Annotated in this window: 15 protein-coding genes and 2 pseudogenes; 9 read left to right on the top strand and 8 right to left on the bottom strand. The window is 69.2% G+C overall.

Annotated elements, in window-relative coordinates; translation table 11 throughout:
• Nucleotides 1-444 precede the first annotated feature (444 nt).
• From ACTMS0_RS20795 to ACTMS0_RS20780, 4 genes and pseudogenes are all read left to right on the top strand, one after another.
• Nucleotides 445-1,989 carry a ricin-type beta-trefoil lectin domain protein gene (locus tag ACTMS0_RS20795; protein ID WP_441156901.1) on the top strand — a complete coding sequence of 515 codons (1,545 nt, stop codon included), beginning with the start codon at nt 445-447 and terminating at the stop codon, nt 1,987-1,989.
• Between the two features lie 543 nt (nt 1,990-2,532).
• Nucleotides 2,533-2,664 (top strand): annotated as a pseudogene (locus ACTMS0_RS20790) (IS701 family transposase); the annotation flags it as partial.
• A gap of 4 nt (nt 2,665-2,668) precedes the next feature.
• A pseudogene (locus tag ACTMS0_RS20785) lies at nt 2,669-2,974 on the top strand (hypothetical protein); the annotation flags it as partial.
• A gap of 46 nt (nt 2,975-3,020) precedes the next feature.
• On the top strand, nt 3,021-3,947 hold the full coding sequence (locus ACTMS0_RS20780; protein WP_441157051.1) for a TRM11 family SAM-dependent methyltransferase: 927 nt from the start codon (nt 3,021-3,023) through the stop codon (nt 3,945-3,947).
• 44 nt (nt 3,948-3,991) lie between these two features.
• Here the strand turns inward: ACTMS0_RS20780 and ACTMS0_RS20775 are convergent, their stop codons facing one another.
• The 3 genes from ACTMS0_RS20775 to ACTMS0_RS20765 all read right to left on the bottom strand — a co-directional run bounded on the left by ACTMS0_RS20775 (nt 3,992) and on the right by ACTMS0_RS20765 (nt 6,879).
• The gene (locus tag ACTMS0_RS20775) at nt 3,992-4,264 is read right to left on the bottom strand and encodes a hypothetical protein (protein WP_441156900.1); all 273 of its coding nucleotides are present in this window, start codon (nt 4,262-4,264) and stop codon (nt 3,992-3,994) included.
• 240 nt (nt 4,265-4,504) lie between these two features.
• The gene (locus ACTMS0_RS20770; protein WP_441156899.1) at nt 4,505-6,508 is read right to left on the bottom strand and encodes an amylo-alpha-1,6-glucosidase; all 2,004 of its coding nucleotides are present in this window, start codon (nt 6,506-6,508) and stop codon (nt 4,505-4,507) included.
• A complete protein-coding gene (locus ACTMS0_RS20765) occupies nt 6,505-6,879 on the bottom strand; it encodes an SCP2 sterol-binding domain-containing protein (protein WP_441156898.1) in 375 nt (124 codons plus the stop codon). The genes ACTMS0_RS20770 and ACTMS0_RS20765 overlap by 4 nt, the downstream gene beginning before the upstream one ends.
• Nucleotides 6,880-7,735: 856 nt before the next feature.
• Here ACTMS0_RS20765 and ACTMS0_RS20760 point away from each other — a divergent pair.
• Nucleotides 7,736-8,011: a helix-turn-helix domain-containing protein gene (locus ACTMS0_RS20760; RefSeq protein ID WP_441156897.1), complete on the top strand. Its 276-nt coding sequence runs from the start codon at nt 7,736-7,738 to the stop codon at nt 8,009-8,011.
• Between the two features lie 734 nt (nt 8,012-8,745).
• Complete coding sequence (locus ACTMS0_RS20755; RefSeq protein WP_441156896.1) at nt 8,746-9,570, top strand: tyrosine-type recombinase/integrase; 825 nt, start codon at nt 8,746-8,748, stop codon at nt 9,568-9,570.
• 217 nt (nt 9,571-9,787) lie between these two features.
• Here ACTMS0_RS20755 and ACTMS0_RS20750 read toward each other — a convergent pair whose 3' ends face one another.
• The 3 genes from ACTMS0_RS20750 to ACTMS0_RS20740 all read right to left on the bottom strand — a co-directional run bounded on the left by ACTMS0_RS20750 (nt 9,788) and on the right by ACTMS0_RS20740 (nt 13,835).
• Complete coding sequence (locus ACTMS0_RS20750) at nt 9,788-10,105, bottom strand: hypothetical protein (RefSeq protein ID WP_441156895.1); 318 nt, start codon at nt 10,103-10,105, stop codon at nt 9,788-9,790.
• Nucleotides 10,106-10,518: 413 nt separating this feature from the next.
• A complete protein-coding gene (locus ACTMS0_RS20745; protein ID WP_441156894.1) occupies nt 10,519-11,568 on the bottom strand; it encodes a S1 family peptidase in 1,050 nt (349 codons plus the stop codon).
• Between the two features lie 1,049 nt (nt 11,569-12,617).
• Nucleotides 12,618-13,835: a S8 family peptidase gene (locus tag ACTMS0_RS20740; protein WP_441156893.1), complete on the bottom strand. Its 1,218-nt coding sequence runs from the start codon at nt 13,833-13,835 to the stop codon at nt 12,618-12,620.
• A 278-nt stretch (nt 13,836-14,113) separates the two neighbouring features.
• On the opposite strand from ACTMS0_RS20740, the gene shbA reads away from it, so the two are divergent.
• Together shbA and ACTMS0_RS20730 are read left to right on the top strand one after the other, a co-directional pair.
• Nucleotides 14,114-14,686 (top strand): RNA polymerase sigma factor ShbA, encoded by a 573-nt coding sequence (gene shbA / locus ACTMS0_RS20735; RefSeq protein ID WP_441156892.1) that lies wholly within the window; start codon nt 14,114-14,116, stop codon nt 14,684-14,686.
• On the top strand, nt 14,683-15,690 hold the full coding sequence (locus ACTMS0_RS20730) for an anti-sigma-D factor RsdA (RefSeq protein WP_441156891.1): 1,008 nt from the start codon (nt 14,683-14,685) through the stop codon (nt 15,688-15,690). The genes shbA and ACTMS0_RS20730 overlap by 4 nt, the downstream gene beginning before the upstream one ends.
• A gap of 157 nt (nt 15,691-15,847) precedes the next feature.
• On the opposite strand, the gene ACTMS0_RS20725 is transcribed toward ACTMS0_RS20730, so the two are convergent.
• On the bottom strand, nt 15,848-16,243 hold the full coding sequence (locus ACTMS0_RS20725; protein ID WP_441157060.1) for a hypothetical protein: 396 nt from the start codon (nt 16,241-16,243) through the stop codon (nt 15,848-15,850).
• On the opposite strand from ACTMS0_RS20725, the gene ACTMS0_RS20720 reads away from it, so the two are divergent.
• Nucleotides 16,191-16,622, top strand: coding sequence for an endonuclease/exonuclease/phosphatase family protein (locus ACTMS0_RS20720; RefSeq protein WP_441156890.1), 432 nt, complete (start codon nt 16,191-16,193; stop codon nt 16,620-16,622). The genes ACTMS0_RS20725 and ACTMS0_RS20720 overlap by 53 nt on opposite strands.
• A gap of 676 nt (nt 16,623-17,298) precedes the next feature.
• Here the strand turns inward: ACTMS0_RS20720 and ACTMS0_RS20715 are convergent.
• Nucleotides 17,299-17,634, bottom strand: a complete 336-nt coding sequence (locus tag ACTMS0_RS20715) for a pyrophosphatase (RefSeq protein WP_441156889.1) — start codon at nt 17,632-17,634, stop codon at nt 17,299-17,301.
• Between the last annotated feature and the right edge of the window lie 90 nt (nt 17,635-17,724).

Raw genomic sequence — 17,724 nt, 5'->3', positions numbered from 1 at the left:
TACCGTCCGGACGTGGGGCGTCGGATCTCGGGCAGCAGCCCTTCGTCTGCACGTGGGCAGGTGACCGGCGCGCTCCCGGTCCTGAGGACGAAATATGGCGCAGGTCCGGGCCAACCAGGGCAGCGGCGCTTGCCGGATCGTAGGTGCCCTGGTGACAGGACTCCTGCCAGATGAGATCCCACGCCGGGGAACTGGGGTTGGCTGTCGCGTTGAGCGAGGGGCCGTAGACACCGCGCCTGCCGCGACGTCGGGTCGGCCGCCGGCGGCGGTGGCAACCGCCTGGGTCGACGCGGTGCAGGCTCCGGCTCCGGCTCGGCGCGTCACTGGCAACAGTCTTGACAGAGACGTGCGAAATCGACACTCTTCGCTAGAGAGCGCTCTCCCGGAACTCGACTGTCAGCCTTGCTCCCCGCTTCGTCCCACCCCTTACGCCGGAGGATGCCCATGCCTCGAACACTGCGCTCGTTCTGCGTCGCCGTCACTGCCCTGGCGCTCGTCGGCGTCGCGCCGTCGCCGGCCCTGGCCGGCACCGGGTCTACCACTGCCCCACCCGACCGCGCGGGCGTCGCTGGTCTCGCTCCGGACTTGGCCGCGGCGATGCGTCGTGACCTGGGATTGACGGCCGCGCAGGCCGTTGACCGGCTGCGGACCGAGGCGGCCGCGCCGGTGGTCGAGAACCGTTTACGAGCCCGGCTCGGGGCGGCGTTCGCTGGTGCCTGGATCCCGAAGGGCGGAGATCGCCTGACCGTGGCGGTGACGGATCCCGCGCTCGCCGCGGTGGTCCGCGCCGAGGGGGCTGACGTCAGGATCGTCGCCCGCAGCGAGAACACCCTCAACTCCCTGAAGGGCTCCCTGGATCGGCGGCGGGACAAGGCAGACCCGAGGAACATCTACAGCTGGTACATCGACGTGGGCAGTAACAGTGTCGTCGTCACGGCCAGGCCGGGTGCCGCCGCCGAGGCGGCCGCGTACGCGAGGGCCAGCGGCGTGCCTGCCAGCGCGCTACGCATCACCGAATCCGCCGGCGCGCCACGCCCGCTCTACGACATCCGCGGCGGTGACCAATACGTCATCAACGGCAACACGCTCTGCTCGGTCGGCTTCGCCGTCGTCGGTGGCTTCGTGACGGCGGGCCACTGCGGGCGCCCCGGCAGCCCCACGCTCGGCTACAACAACGTCTCCCAGGGCACGTTCGTCGACTCGTCCTTCCCCGGCAACGACTACGGCTGGGTGCGCACCAACAGCGCCTGGACCCCGCAACCATGGGTCAACAACTACGCGGGAGGCAACGTTGCCGTCGCCGGCTCGCAGGACGCGACGATCGGCAGCTCCGTCTGCCGCTCTGGACGCACCACCGGCTGGCGCTGCGGCACCATCCTGGGTCGCAACGAGACGGTCAACTATCCGCAGGGAGCCGTGTCCGGGTTGACCCGCAGCAACGCCTGCGCCGAGGGCGGCGACTCCGGTGGGGCATGGGTCTCCGGTAACCAGGCCCAGGGTGTCACCTCCGGAGGCTCGGGCAACTGCTCCTCCGGTGGCACCACCTGGTTCCAGCCGGTCAACGAGATCCTCGGCGTCTACGGGCTGTCGCTGGTCACCACCGGCGGCGGGAACCGGATCATCAGCAACTGGAACAATAAGTGCATCGACGTCCCGAGCTCGAACTTCTCCGACGGAGTACCGCTGCAGACCTGGACCTGCAACGGCACCAGCGCGCAGGCCTGGACCTTCACCGGTGGAACGCTGCGTACCCAGAACAACAAGTGCATGGACGTGGCGTGGGGTTCCACCGCCAACGGCGCGGTGATCCAGATCGCCAACTGCAGCGGCAACCCCGCCCAGCAGTTCGTCCTCTCCGCAGCCGGCGACCTGGTCAATCCGCAAGCCAACAAGTGCGTCGACATCAAGGACTGGAACGGTGCCGACGGGGCCCGACTCCAGCTGTGGGACTGCGCCGGCACCGCGAACCAGAAGTGGCGCCGCGGCTGAACCGCTCCATCCGCACCTCGAGGCGCGGGTCTGGGCAGGAGAGACGATCCTGGCGGGATCGGCTCACTGCTGGGCGTCCTCGGATCGATTTCCAGCCGTCCCCGCGGTGCCGCCGGGTGACTCGCACTACGCGGGCCACCCGGCGGCCCCGGGGGTTTACCGTAGCCAGCGAAAGGCTGACGATGGCCTGTACGGCTCGGGCAGAGCAACCGCGCAACCTCAGGCGGTGAGGGCCTGGCTCCCGCCACTGCGTGCCGGGCTACACGGCGGCGGCGCTGTGAACGACGGATGATCGGTGGGTCTGGCAGAACGGCTACGAGCCCATTGCCAGCTGGCTTCCGACATGGCGTTCGTCAGGCCGCGTAATCGGCGCAGCGAGCCGGCATTTGCGTAATCCATCAAGCGAGATCAATGTGTAACGCATCAACCGGAGTCGGACAGCCGGCCGCCGGCGGGCCGAGTTGTGTGCGGTGGCGGTGGTCAGCCGGTGGTCCCCTCAAGCACCTCTGCGATGACGCCCTCGCCGCGGCGGCACCGGCCCTGGTGTGGAAGCGCCGCAGCTGCGGCGATAGCGCCAAAGGTCCGAGACTCTACGACTGGGCCGTCGCGTCCCTCCCCAACACCGGCACCGGTCATTACGGCTTCGCCAACTGGCTGCTGATCCGCCGCTCGATCGAGCGGCGTCCCCGCCACCGCGGGACGGCCGGAGGACTTCACCCCGGTGGCCGCGGCCGCCGCGTCCGTCGGCCTGGGCTACCTGCAGCACATCGTCGCAGTCTCCGCCGACGCGTGCGGTGACGCGTTCGTCTACCACGCCACTGACGAGGAACTGCTCACGCTCACCCATCAGACCGGCCAGCAGCGGTGGGCGGTGGCGCACCTGAAGGTCCACGCGGACCTCCTCGTGTTCAGCTCCGCCGTCGGACCGGCCGCTGCGCCGCGACCCGGGCGGCGCCGCCGCGACGGGGGTGACCGCCGTGGCTGAGCGCCCCCCAGCCGAACCGGATCAGCCGGCGAACCTGGCAAGGGACCTGCACCGCGACGAGAGCCGCGACACCGACGGACGCCGCGAGACGCCGGACGGGCCGGACGGCCTGTCGGTGTGGGCGACCGCCCAGCAGACCGGGCCGGTGCAGCGCCGCGGCCGCTACGTCCCCGAGTCGGTCAAGCACCCCGCCCGGATGCTCCCCGCGATCGCCGCCCACGCCGTGCACGCCTACACCCAGCCGGGCGACCTCGTTCTCGATCCGATGTGCGGGATCGGCACCACTCTCGTCGAAGCGATCCATGCCGGACGCGACGCGATCGGCGTGGAGTACGAGCCCCGCTGGTCGAACATCGCCGACGCCAACATCACCCACGCCCACCACCAGGGCGCGACCGGCCGGGCGTCGGTGGTGCGCGGCGACGCCACCCGCCTGGCGTCCCTGCTGCCCGCCGCCCTCGCCGGACAGGTCGCCCTCGTGGTCACCTCTCCCCCGTACGGGCCGGCAGTGCACGGCCTGGTCCGACCCGGAGCGGACGGCGTGGCGAAGTTCGACAACACCTACAACGACGGCACCGACAAGGGGAACCTCGCCTACCGCGACCTCACCGGCCTCGCCGACGGGTTCGAGCAGATCCTGCTCGGCTGCGCGATCCTGCTGCGCCCCGGCGGGACCGTCGTGGTCACCGTGCGGCCGTGGCGCAAGAACGGCCAGTTGGTCGACCTGCCCAGCGCGGTCATCGCCGCCGGCGTCCGCGCAGGCCTCGTACCAACCGAGCGGTGCGTCGCCCTCCTCGCCGCGGTCCGCGACGGGCACCTCGTCGCCCGGCCGTCGTTCTTCCAACTCCAAGCCGTGCGCAAGGCCCGCGCCGGCGGCACCCCCCTTCACCTGATCACGCACGAGGACGTGCTGATCTTCCGCCGACCGCAGATCTCATCGGGTTCTCAGGAACCCGAGCATCCGGATGACTAACCCGAGGTGGCAGCCGGGTCAGATGATCCTATGCGCACTCGGGTTCAGGGCGAATTAGAGCGGTCGGTGGTGTGTGGTTGTCCGAGAATTTGGCGAGCCTCGGCGACGACGTCGGCGTCGACTTCGGCATCGGTGACGTTCGAGTATTCGACGCAGTCGTAGACGTCGTCGAGGTCCACCAGCTTCTCTGCAAGGGCCAGTTTTCCGTGGCCAAATCGCGAGTGAGCCCAGACCGTGAGCTCTGGGAGGCAGAGTTCCGGCCACCGCCCTGGCAGCCAATGTCCTGACCGCCGCTTCGGCGCCTGCGGTGCTGTCATCGTGGCTAGGCAAGGCGAGGGCGCTCCTGGTTATCCGGCTCCAGCGGCGGTGTCGTGCCGGCAGTGGGCCGGCCGGTTGGAGGGCGAAGGAGTTCGCGGGCGTTGATGGCGTATCGGATCGCACTGAGCTTCGTCAGCTGAGCCTTTGATCCGCGCCGCGTCCCGGCCCACGAACGAAGACCTGCGGCGCAATCCCACGCCCGCAAGCCGGCGAGCCACGCGCCACGCGCCACGGGCCGCTCACCTCCACCGCCCATGGACGCCGGTCAACTCCACCCGGCCCAGCCGGTCGGGTATCGCTGGGTCGGTCACCAGCTGATCGCCGTCCGGCTCCAGACCTAGCATTGTCCGCAGCAGCAGCAGCGGAGTTCCGGTGGACCAAGCCTGCGGACTGCATGCGGTCGGGTATTCGACGGGGTACTTGGTGAGTTCCCTGGGGTACCCGGCGAACGCTTCGGGAAGGCGCCCGTCGAAGTACTCGGCGGCTTCGATCATGCCTTCGGCGATTCGGCCCGCTTCCTTCCGGAAGCCGTACCGCCACAGACCCCACGCGATGAACGAGTTGTCGAAAGGCCACACAGTTCCCACGTGGTATCCCACCGGGTTGTACCGTTCCTCCCCCTCGGCGAGGGTGCGAACGCCCCAGCCGGAGAACAGGCGGGAACCGAGTAGGTGCCGCGCCACCATGGGGGCCCGGTCGGATTCGACGATTCCGCTCCACAGCAGGTGTCCAATGTTTGAGGACAAGACGTCCGCTGGTCTGCCGTCGCAGTCCAGAGCGAGTGCATAGTATTCGCCGTCGGATACCCAAAAGTCACGGTTGAAGCGTTGCTTGAGACCTGCGGCCTCCCGCTCCAACCGGTCGGCGTATGCGGGGTCGTTCCAAAATGTTCGCGCCAGGCGGGCACCACGTCTCTTCGCGTCGTACGCGTAACCCTGGATCTCGCACGTGGCGCGCGGCGCTTTCAGTAAGGTGCCGTCGCGGTAAAAGATCGAATCCGGCGAGTCTTTCCAGCACTGGTTTTCCAGGCCACTCTGCTCGTTGCGGCGCTGATACCAGACGTAGCCGTTGCCCAGCAGGTCACCGTATGTGTCGATCCACTCCAGCGCCGCACGCGCTTCGGGTTCCAGCCTGCGGACCGCCCCGGCGTCGCCGGTCCAGCGTTCATACTCGTCAAGCAGGACCACGAACAGCGGCGTCGAGTCAGCCGCGCCGAAGTACGAGGCGAAGGGCAACTCCTCGAACGCCGCCAACTCGCCGTAGCGCCACTCGTGCATCACCTTTCCCGGTTCCTCGTCCCGAAAGTCATCGAGCCTGCCGCCCTGCATCGACGCCATGGTCCGCAGCGTCGTCAGGGCGAGTTCCGGGGCGAACGGCAGTGCCTGCAGGCTGGTGAAGATGCTGTCCCGGCCGAAGATAGCCATGAACCAGGGCAGCCCAGCCGCCGGCACGCTGGGTCCACCGAACGCCAGCGGCACCAGCCGAAGCGCGGCAAGGTCGACAAGACTGCGCCGGTAAGTCCGCTGCAGGGCCTCGCTGTCCGCATTGAGGCGGGGGGCGCTCGCGAGCCATTCATCGAACTCATACTGGAGCCGAGGCCGAGAGGGCCCGGGCTGGCCTAGCAGGCTGGAGCGGATGTCGCGGCCGTCCGCGCCGAGAGTATGTACGTGCAGGCACACGGTCCACTCCCCGTGCCCCTCGAGATGGACGTCGAAGGTCATGCCCTGCTCGTCGACCTTCGCCGGGACCGTGGCTGAAACGAGCGTCTCGCGCCGGAAGGTCTCACGCTCATACCCCATCCGCAGGCGACCGTCCTCGACCCGTACGTAGGTCCGCCCCTTCTTCTGCCGCACGTCCTTGATCTCGAACACATCGGCGAAGTCGCTGGCCGCCTCCACCCGCAGCCTGAGGTCGATCGGTTCGCGAGTGTGGTTGAGGATCCTCACCTGCTCGTCGAAGCTGTTGCCGATCGACCGCTGCCTGATGATCGACATCTTGGCGTCGACGTAGTGACTCGCCCCCGCCGGGACCAGGAAGAAGCGGCTCTCGAAGTACTGCACATCGTCGACGGACAGCGCCTGGAGCTTCTCTCCGTTGAGGGTCAACTGCCACTTCGACAGGTAGCGGGTGTCGAAAGAGAAAAGGCCGGTCGGGATGTGGGGGGCTGCGTCGATGTCGCCGCAACCATCGCTGACCACGAACGTGTTGCCGTTCAGGATTCGGACCGAGTCGCCGCCGGTCACGATCGCCTCCCGCTGCTCGCCAGCACCCGCGGATCACGCGCTCCAGCAGGCCCGGGAAGCAACTTGTGGAACATCTCCAACCAGTACAGGCTGCCCACGAGCGCCAACCGGTGGCGAAGCCACGCCGATCGCAGATCCGCCTCACCACGGACGACCCGCTCGAACCACTCCCGATCCGCGCGGATCACACACTCGGCGTCGCGATCGTCGCGGCTCACGTGGACCCGGCCGTAGCTGATCCGAAAGAACCAGTGATCTACCTGCTGATGGCCCCAGGTCAGGTCCAAACGGACTGTGCCCTCGACTTGACGGTACTGATCATGGTTCCGGCGGCCAACCTCGGCGAAGAACTCTTCGATCGGATCCGGCATCCGCTATCTCCTCCGGTTGACATCCCGACAGCGGCCAATCGGCCCAGCGGACAGGCGCCCGGGAAGAAGATCCTTACCCCAGGTGCAAACCAGCTTGCCCTCAATCAGGGTGAGGCCAGCACCACCCGGAAGGGATGAAACTCCTCGCCCAGAGCGGACACCTCCCCTCGGTGACCAGCCACATCAGCCTCCTACGGTTGCTCAGCGCTCTGCCGGACGGCGACGGCTCAGCTCGAAGGGTGCTCCAGTCGGCGGTGCGGATGTCGCGGTTGATGGGTCGTACTTTCGCACCGGTCGACATTCTCACCGCAGGGTTCCTCCTGGCCCGCTGTTGTGCAATGGACGACAAAAGCCCCAAGGCTCATGGGCCTGGACGTAGGCCACGTCACCGACGCGGCCCTATGACTGCCACGCACGATCGCGCTGCGGGTCCTCGGCAACGGTCGTCCCCCAGCAAGCCGCCCGCCCGCTGCGGCTGCTGCTGTGCCCCCACCGCTGCGAAGCGCCGCACGGCGAGTAGTCGCCGCCCGATCCCGAACCACTCCGGGCTGATCGCCACCGAGCCGGGCGCGCGCCGATCCCGGCGTCGGCCCACTACCGGCTGCCTTGGTAGACGTCCGCTGAGCCAAGACCGCTCACCGCCAACACCAGCCAACCCGTCGCCCCGTTGTAGGCCGGCGCCCACACATGTAGGCGCCAGCCAACCCCCAGCCCGCCGGCACCAACTCGTCGAGGCGGTGCCGTTCCCCTGTGACGGCGCCTGCCTCAACGCGAGCCGCCGGCCACCCAATTCGCACGCCGAGATCGCCACTGTCCGAGGCGCGCCGCCCTGCTTCACAGCCCAAGGAGTGCAGCCATGTCATCCCACCAGCCGCAGACCGCCGAGACACCGCCACATGGCGGCAACGGCGCGTGGACTCTCGAACGGATCCGCGCACTCGGCGCGGTCACCGATATCGCCACCGCCGGGGAGATCTTCGGCCTGTCCCGCAGCCGCGCCTACGAGCTGGCCCGTGCCGGGACCCTGCCGGTGCCGGTCATCAGGGTCGGTTCCCGCTACCGGGTGTCGGTGACCGCCATCCTCACCGTCGTGGCCGCCACCGACCCCACCGGCCCGCCGCCGGCGACTTGACCGGTCCGCCGTGGCGAGCGTCGATCACCAATCGACGACACCGACAATCCGATGCCGCCGCGCCGCGGCACCGGGTAAAGGAGAACCATTTCTGATGGCCGACGGATCCATCACCAAACGCTGCAGCTGCCGCCACGGCGGAAAACGCCTCGGCGCGAAGTGCCCCAAGCTGCGCCGCGGCAACGGGTGGAACCCCCACCACGGCAGCTGGGCCTACCAACTCGAACTCCCACCCGACGCCGCCGGCAGCCGCCGGCAACTGCGCCGCGCCGGCTTTGCCACCCGAGACGAAGCCGCGACCGAACGCGACCACGCCCGGGGAGTGCTCGACCTCGCCGGCACCGACAAACTCCTACGCCGCCACATCGCCGACCTGCTGCACCGCCTGCCGCCCGGCGAGCCGCTGCCCGACCGCGACCACATCGCGCGTCGCATCCACGCCGGCGCACCCGCCGCCGACCCGGAGCTGACCCTCGGCGCCTACCTCACCACCTGGATCAACAACCGGACCGGCCTGTCACCGGCCACCCTGCGCAGCTACCGCGACCACCTCACCAAGTACTGGATCCCGCAGCTCGAGCACGTGCCGCTGCACACCCTCACCGCCGGGCACATCCAGACCGTCTTCGCCGCCATCGAGGCACGCAACGCGGAGATCATCGCCGCCCGCAACAGCCCCCACCAGGCCGTCCGCGACACGGTCAAGGGTTTGCGCACCGTCGGCGCCGCCAGCAATGCACCGCATCCTGGCCACCCTGCGCAAGGCCCTCAACGACGCCCGCCGCCTCTACCACCACCAACTCGTCGACCACAACCCCGCCGAATCCGTCGACCTGCGCTCCGGCACGCCACCCAAGCCGAGACTGTGGACCGTCGCCGCCGTCAACCGCTGGCGGCACACCGGACGACGACCCAGCCCGGTCATGGTGTGGACACCCAGCCAGGTCGGACAGTTCCTCGACTACGCCGAGGCCCACGACCCGGAACTGTCCGCGCTGCTCAACCTCGCCGTGCACCGTGGCCCCCGACGCGGTGAACTCGCTGGCCTGCACGACTACGACGTCGACCTGACCACCGGCGAACTCACCATCACCGAACAACGCACCAGCGTCGGCTACACGGTCATCGAGAAGGAGGTGAAGTCCGCCGCGGGCGACCCGGTCGTGCCCCTCGCTGAGGAGACCCTCACCGTGCTGCGCGCCTACCTCGCCCGACGCGCCGGATGGAAACTCGCTGCCGGCCCCCGCTGGCACGACAGCGACATCTTCTTCGTCCGCCGCGACGGCCGCCCCTGGCACCCCGAACTCATCACCGCACGCTTCGACCGCCTCGTGGCCGCCAGCGGCCTACCGCCCGTACGGTTCCACGACCTACGACACACCGCCGCGACCCTCATGCTCGCCGCCGGCGCCAGCATCAAGGAAATCCAGGACACCCTCGGCCACGCCTCCTACAAACTCACCGCCGACACCTACACCTCCGTCCTGCACGAACTCAAACGCGCCACCGCCGAAGCCACCACCAAACTCATCCCCCGCCGACACCGCACCGCGGCATAACCATCACCCCACAGGCGCGGCAGCCGCCCGCATCGCACCTGTCACCCATGGCAGCACCGGGGAGCAACGCCACCCGGGCTTTCTTCCCGAGCGGACCACCACCATGGGAGTCGGCCGGTGTCCGGGGGCTACCGGGCGCAACCCAGGCTGACGCGTGACGTGCTGCCGGACACGTGACCGGGCCAGCCGCGACTGACAACCGCCCGTGCGTCGGCGACTAGTCCCGGTCGTAGCGGGTGCCCTGGGCCTCCAGCCGCGCCCGCACCTCAGCCCCATGCGCGGCGGCGACCGTCATGTCGGCGCCAGCCGCAGCCAGCAGCTCGACCGTCGCACCGCTGATGCCGTGCGAATCGGCCATGGCCACGCCCGCCTGTATGCCCAGCAACCGCGGGTCCGTGGTCACCGCGCACACCGCGGCGATCGCCTCGTCTCGCGGCCTCTCCCGGTCGGCGCCATTGCCGTATCGACCGGCCACGCCGGAAAGCTGGGCTAGCACCAGCCTGTCCCCTTGCGGCAGTTTTGCCACGTCCACCATGCGACGACCGTACTGCGCACGTGCGGGTGGGGGCGACAGGCGCGGGGACAACCCTCCGGGGGCGAAGAGGGGTCGGGTGTCCCCGGCTCCTGTCGCGTGGACGCTCACACCCCGCCCGATTTATGTGCGCCGACCGCCCCTACTGCGCTACGCCGGGCTGGCTGGTCGGCTATCGCAGTACCCGCCACCAGGCGAGGTGGAACTTTGGCTGCTGGGGTCCGTCTAGGCGTTGGGCGGCAACCACGACGGTAACGATTCCCGACAGCAGTCCGAACCAATGTGAGTAGAGGTCGGCTAGCAAGGCGGAGTGCGGTTTCACCAAGCCATGCACAGGCCTCGGCGGACCGTCGAACAGGCGCTCCACGAGGTACGGGGCCGTCGAGGGTTCCGACGGCCCCGCGTCACGTGCCTGATCAGTAGACGTTGACCCCGTAGGCGGCCAGCGCCTCCTTGACCGGCTGGAAGTAGGTGGTGCCGCCGGTAGTGCAGTTTCCGCTGCCACCGGAGGTGAGGCCGAGGGCGGTGTTTCCGGCGAATAGCGAGCCGCCGCTGTCGCCGCCTTCGGCGCAGACGTTGGTCTTGATCAGACCGTAGACGGTGCCCTCGGCGTAGTTGACGGTGGCGTTGAGCGCGGTGACCGAGCCGCTGCGCAGGCCGGTGGTGCTGCCGGAGCGCAACACCGATTGCCCGACGTACGCGTCACCGGCGCCGGTGATGTCGCGGTAGGAGCCGTTGTAGAGGTAGACGTTGCCCGGGCGGGTGACGTTGCTGTTGTCGTGCCGGACGATGCCGTAGTCGTTGCCGGGGAAGCTGCTGCCGGCGCGCGGGCCCAGGTAGGTGCTCAGGGACGAGTTGGCGTACCAGTACAGGGAGATGTTGGTGCAGTGGCCGGCGGTCAGGAAGTACTGGGTGCCGCTGCTGTTTCGGACGTTGAACCCGAGGGAGCAGCGTCCACCGCTGCCGGCGTAGATGGCGTGGCCGCCAGAGATGGTGGTGCTGAGCACGCCGGCGTCACGTTGCAGCCGGGCGGCGGCGCCGAGCTGGTCGACGGCGGAGCGCACCCGGTCGAATGCGGCTCCGGCGACGGTGCTGTCGACGCTGACGACGACCTGGTTGGTGGTGGGGTCGGTCCACCACGCGGTGCCGGGGATCTTTGCGGTGCGCTCCAGTGCGGCGGTTGCGTGGCGCAGCTCCGCCGGGCCACGCGCGACGATCCTCGGCGTAGCGCCGGCGGCGGCGACCTGCCGTGCTGCCGCCGCGTCGGTCACGGTCACGACCATGTTGCCGCTCGCGTCGAGGTAGCTGCCTGCTGACCGGTCACCGAGGGTGGCGACGAGCTTCGCGGCGGTCTCCGGGGAGGCGGGGGCGGCGTGGGCCGGTGTGCCGGCCAGTGCGGTGACCACCAGGACGCCGCTTGCGGCGGCTGCGGCGGCTCGACGCCAGGTTGACCTTGTGGGTCGCATTGCTCCTCCAAGGGGGGTTGGGGGTGGGCCGGCGCTGCCCGTGGACCACGCCGGCCTGGAGGGATCAGTCGAACTACATAGATCGTGCTAGATCATCTTGTATTGGCCAATACCGATATTCATCGTGCTTTATCCATAAGTTCATGTGATGCCTTGACATGCACCGAATGCCGTCGGCAGGGGTGATGCTTCCCGGCAGGTCGGCCACGGGCGGGACCACGGCGTCCGGAACCGGCGTCATCCCGTCGCTGCCGGCGGCGCGAGACGGCCCCGCACCGCTCGGTCCGCCGCCGGTCGGCCGCGCCTGTACGCCGGCACCGAAGCCCAGGCCGAAGCCGACGAGCAGGCATGCTGCGGCGAGCCAGATGACGCCCCGCCTGCGGCGCCTACCGTCGGCGACAGCCCCCGCCCAAGCCCGTTCGTCCGGCCGCTCGTTCCGGTCTCGGGCCCGGGATGCCGCTCGGTAGGACGGTTGATCGGCCGGCCATCGTCCTGGTCGGGGTGAGCGCAGGGGCGGCTTCTGGTCAGGGAACGGATCACGCATGTCAGGCTCCTCGCGGGCCGCTGAGACCCAGTCGACCCGCGGACCGGGGCCAGCCGGGGACGATGGGTGCGCCACTGGGGACAGCGGTGGGACGGTCAGGAGACGGCTGGCCCCGGTCGGCGGGTCGGCTTGCCGGCACGTCACCCGTCCGGTCCGGGGTGGGTGCGTTGGTGGCCGGCCGGCCCTGCTCGGGGCGCCCCCCGCGTGGAGAACGGCGTCGGCAGGCGAGTCGGCCGCGACTCTGGCTTGGCAGTACTCGTTGACGTGCTCGCCGCCACCCGCGGCGGTGACCGGACGATGAAGGCCGCGGTCTTCGATGCCGCACCCGAATCTGCTGCCACCCGGCGGTACGGGTGGAGCAGCGTGAGCCGAGCACCGGCCGCTTCCGGGGGAGTAAGGAAGCGGCCGGTGCCGGGTTCGCGGCTCCCGCAGCACGGGACGCGCGGCGAGAGACCGGGGCGGGACGGGTCGAGCCTGCCGGCACCGTCGCCGGTGCCTGCCTTTCTCAGAAGGTGGCGACGTTGAGCAGCTTCTCCTTGATGCCGTCCGGGTCGTCGACGTTGTTCCAGTCCGTCGTGCCGGCTGACTGGAGGGCGGACTTGACAGTGCCGGGGGAGGCGGAGGGGTGGGTGGCCTTGTAGAGGGCGGCGCCACCGGCGACGTGCGGGCTGGCCATCGAGGTGCCGGAAATGGTGTTGTAGGCGGCACCCTTCCAGGTCGACTCGATGCAGACACCCGGGGCGATCAGATCCACGTCGGCGCCGTAATTGGAGAAGTCGGCGAGGGTGTCATCGACGTCGCTGCGGCAGGTGGCTGCGGCGCCGCCGCCGGGCAGGCCGTTGAAGTCGGCGAGCGCGCTGACGGTGATCACCTCGTCGTACGCCGCCGGAACAAAGGTGCTGGAGTCGGCGGAGCTGTTGCCGGCCGCCACCACGTACGTCACACCGGCGGCGACGGAGCGGCAGATCGCCTCGTGCATCGCGTCCTTGTTGCTACCGCAGGCGCTGTCGGAGCCGGAGCCACCGAGGCTCATGTTGGCGACCTCGATTTTGTCCGCGTTCGCGGTGACGTAGTCGATGCCGCAGATGATGTCGGAGAAGCTGCCGCTGCCGGAGTTGCTCAGCACCCGCACTGGCCAGATCCGGGCGCCCGGGGCGACGCCCACCACGCCGGTGCTGTTGTCGAGGGCGCCGATCGTGCCGGCGACGTGCGTGCCGTGCCCGTTGCCGTCGTCCGCAGTGCGCCCGGTGCTGCAGTTCTTCGCACCGGCGGTGTGGACGTTCAGGTCGGGGTGGTCTAGGTCGACGCCGGTGTCGATGACGGCGACGTCCACGTCGACCCGCTCGTCCGCACCATTGATCTTCGCGGTCGGGCTCAGCTCGGCGTCGGCACGGTTGATGCCGGTCGGCATCGACTGCGCCGTGGTGGTGGCCACGCCGTCGGCCTGCACGAAGAGAACGCGCGAATCGTGCGAGATCCGCTCCGCGGCGGTGGCGCTCATCCGCGCCGAGTAGCCGCGCAGAGCGTGCTGGTAGACGTGGCCGACCGTAGCGCCGTTGGCGCGGGCATGCTCGAGGGCGATCGACGGGGAGTCGGCGTCGGCGCGGAGCACGACGATGTAGCCGGTGGTCGCGTCGGCGGGGGCGGCGGTGGCGCCCGTCGCTGCGGCGGAGGCGACGACGACGATGCCGGTGAGCATCGCGACGCCGATGGTTCTGCGCATGGGGTTCCTCTCCACGTGCGGTAGGGGCGGTTGGCCCACACGCAGGTTGCCCCACCAGGAACGGCCTGGACCAGCAGGAACAGGAATCTGTTATTGGAAATATATAAATATGGATGAAGGGGACATACCGGCGGACCCGACGTCGGGGACGTCGGGTCGCGGACCCTCCTGCCGGGATATCGGCGGGTAGGGCCTTCGCGTTTCACCACACCCTCTTGGTGCCGTGACAGCGGGCGGATACCGTCGAGCCAGCCACATCGAGAGGGGTCCGCGAGGGTATGGAGGTACCGGATCCCGCCGTCGTCCGTCGGGCCGCCGCCGGAGATCCAGCTGCCGTAACCCAGGTTCTGGCGCTGATCAGGCCGATCGCGGTCCGCTACAGCCTGGCGCGACTGGGTCACATCGGCGTCGGCGGAGCCACCGCTGAAGACGTCGCGCAGGAGGTCTGCCTCGCCGTGCTGCGCGCCCTACCGCGGTTCACCGACCAAGGTCGCCCCTTCCTCGCGTTCGTCTACGGCATCGCCGCACGCAAGGTCGCCGACGCCGGCCGCGCAGCCCAGCGGGACCGGGCCGACAGCGTCGCCGACGTCCCGGACGCACCCGACCCCGCCCCCGGCCCGGAGATGCGGGCTCTCACCGCCGACCTCAACGCCCGATTGGCCGGGCTGCTGGCCCAATTGCCGGCGACCCACCGAGAGATCCTGGTGCTGAGGCTGGCGGTCGGCATGACGGCCGAAGAGGTCGGTACCGTGCTGGGCATGACGGCAGGCGCCGTACGACTAACACAGCACCGCGCGCTCACCCGGCTCCGCACGCTCGCCGGAGACGCCTTCACCGAGGTGATCCTGTGAGTGAAGGCGCACCCCCTGGTTCGTCTCCCGACCCGGTCGAACGCGACGACCAGCTGCTCGACGCGATTAGTCGCGGTGACCCGCCGCCGGTCGACCATCCGGCCGACGACCCGCTCGCCGCCCTGCTGATCCGCTGGCACGCCGATGTGGTGGCACGGTCGCATCAGTTGGAATCCAGGTTGGAGGCTTCGGGCACGACGGCGCCAGTCCGCGCCATTCCCCCGTCGCACTCGACCGTCGACGCCGCGCCGGGTGAGCCGGCCCAGGCCCGATCCGGCGGGGCGGGCCACACCCCTGCCGTCGCCGCGGTCAAACCGGCGGTCGGGCGGCGACACCGGAGACCGAAGGTGTTGGCTGGCGCCACGCTGGCCCTGGTCACCGTCGTCGGCACCGTCTGGCTCGGTGCCGCCCGCGCCGAGCCGGGCGAGCTGTTGTGGCCGGTCACCCGACTGGTCCACGCCGACCGGGCCGAGGCGCTACGCACCGAACGCGAAATCGGCCGACTGCTGGACCAAGCGCGGCAGGAACTCGCCGACGGCCAGCACGCCCACGCCCGCTACCACCTAGAGCGTGCCACGGCCCTGCTGAATGGCATCGGCGACGACGAGACCCTCACCCGACTGCGAGACGACATCAACGAACTGCGGCACCTACTACCGCCCCCGGACCCGACGAACCCGCCAGCCCCCGGCACCTCAGTCGGGGCCAGCGTGCCGGCACCGTCCGACACTGCATCGGCGACGTCCGCCGTCCCGCAGCCCGCGGCAACCGTTCCGCCTTCGTCGCCCCGCCCACCGATCCAATCGACACCGACCCCACCAACAGCCGAAAGCCGACCGACGAACCTGCCCGGACGCACGCCGCCAGCCCAGCCGAACGCCCCAGCGGTAAATCCGCAGCCACAAGCTCCGCCGGCAACGGCTTCCACCACCGGCGCCGACGCGCCCCGTCCCACTCGAACAAGTGTCCCCTCGCGCCGGTCTCCCGATCCGACCCCCAGGTGACTGTTGGGCAAGGTGGGGTCCTGGCCGGGGGCTGCCCGATCCGACCCCGGTGGGACCAGCCGAGCCATGGCTGCCTGCCTTTCGCAGGCCGTCCGCCACGCGGATTACGAATTCGTGTCAGCCGTTAACGGCGGCGGAGGCTAACCTGGGATCGTCGTCAGCGCGTCTGCTCGATCGCCTGCTCGGCAGCGCGGCGTACGTCGTCAAGCAGGATCTCCATGTCGTGGCGGGTGGTGCGGTAGTTGAGCACGCAGCCGCGCAGCGCGAAGCGGCCATTGATGGTCGCGTTCGACAGGTACGAGCTGCCGGCCTGCTGCAGTGCCACCATGATCCGTTCGTTGAGGCGGTCGAGTTCCTCCTCGTCGGCCTGCGACCGCGAGCCAGCACGCGCGTTCGGCGGCAGGTAGCGGAAGCAGAAGATGGATAGTTCGACCAGGGCGAGCAGCTCGAAGTCGGCGCTGGCGTCAACAAGCACGGCCAGGTGACGGGCGCAGTCGAGGTTGCCCTCGATCGCGTCGCCCACAACTCGGGAACCGGCGTGCGCCAGCGCCATCCAGACCTTCGCCCAGATCCTGCGCCGGCAGCGACTGACCCGACGCGTTGTGTTCACCGGCGACCTCAACGACGAACCCGACGCCGACACCCTCGCCCCACTACGCGAGGCGAACCTGACCGAGCAAATCCGCCTGGGTACCACAGTCGCCGGCCCTAACCGCAGCGACGCCCTCATCGACGACAAATTCGCCGACCTGTCCCCCACCATCTGGACGCACCGTCACCGCGCGAAGGGCATCACCACCTTCGCTCTGTACGACCAGATCTGGACCAGCCCAGACCTCACCGTCACCGCCGCGCACGTCATGCGCCGCACCCAGATCAGCGGCGACGGATCCGACCACGATCCCGCATACGTCGACCTTCACCTTGGTTAGCGATCGCCGGACCGCCGAGGGTGGCTAACTGCGTCAGCGATGCTCGTCGGACGCCCGGCACTGGTACAGGTGACCGCAGACGGGGTCTGGTCTATCAGCCCAGCCTGACCTGAGGCGGGAAGCCGGCCCCCACCAGCGGAGGCCGGCTTCCCGCTGTTGGCTCTACTCGCAGCGGTCTTACCCGCCCATACTGCGGATTATGAGATCATGTTGGCTGCCCACGGACCACCTGCCGGAACCCACTTCTACCAGCGGAAACGGCTTCCAACATCTCACACCGCTCCCCCTTGTCCGTCGCCCTCTTGTGGACTAGATGCGGACTGCGCCGCCTGGACTGCACCCCCGCGGCGATCGTAGGCTCATTTCATGGTGTCAGTGATCGAGACGGTAGGACTTGTTGCCGTTGTCGCGATCCTGCTGACCCTCCTGGTGCTCATGGCGATCACTCTGTTGAAGCCACGAGACTCCGGGTCCGACGACGGGCCCCTTGACCTCCCGCTTCACCCTCCACCGGACGGGGGCGCTGGCGGCGATGCAGGTGACGGTGGAACCTAGTTCAAGCGGCCCGGGAATGCATTGGGAAACCGTGCTCAACCGGTCGGGATGTCCGAAACGCCTGCTCGAGCGGGACCGCGGGGTGCGTCTCGTGCCCGCTCCTGACCGTTGGGCGCGGTAACTACTGGCCCGTGTGTGGCCCGGCAACCTCGTCGGGCTTCCACACCAACCACTTACGTTCGACCTCGGCTTGCAAGTTGACTCCGTGGTGTCGAGCCATCAGCAACACCTGCGACAGCACGTCGGCAAGCTCAGACCGGAAGCTCTCATCGAGCTGTTGCTTGGAATGCCCCTTACCCCTGGCCTGGCCGGCACGCATGAGGAACGCCTGAGTTAGCTCCCCTACCTCTTCTTGAAGCTTGAGCAGGAACCAGGTCGCATCGCGCTCGATCCCGTGCCTTCTGGCGTAGAGACTCGAAACCGCTTCAACCTCATCGGTGAGTTGCGTCAGGTCCACCACGGCAGCCTAGTACTCCAGCCGGGGATGTTGACCTTGGCTGAGCTGCGGCGTGAGGCGGCGGGAGAACGAGAGCAGCCACCGTCGATC

The sequence above is a fragment of the Micromonospora sp. H33 genome (genome assembly GCF_052068455.1).
Taxonomy (GTDB): Bacteria; Actinomycetota; Actinomycetes; order Mycobacteriales; family Micromonosporaceae; genus Micromonospora.
The sequence above is the reverse complement of the archived record's forward strand: the minus strand, read 5'-3'. Positions and strand labels throughout refer to the sequence as shown.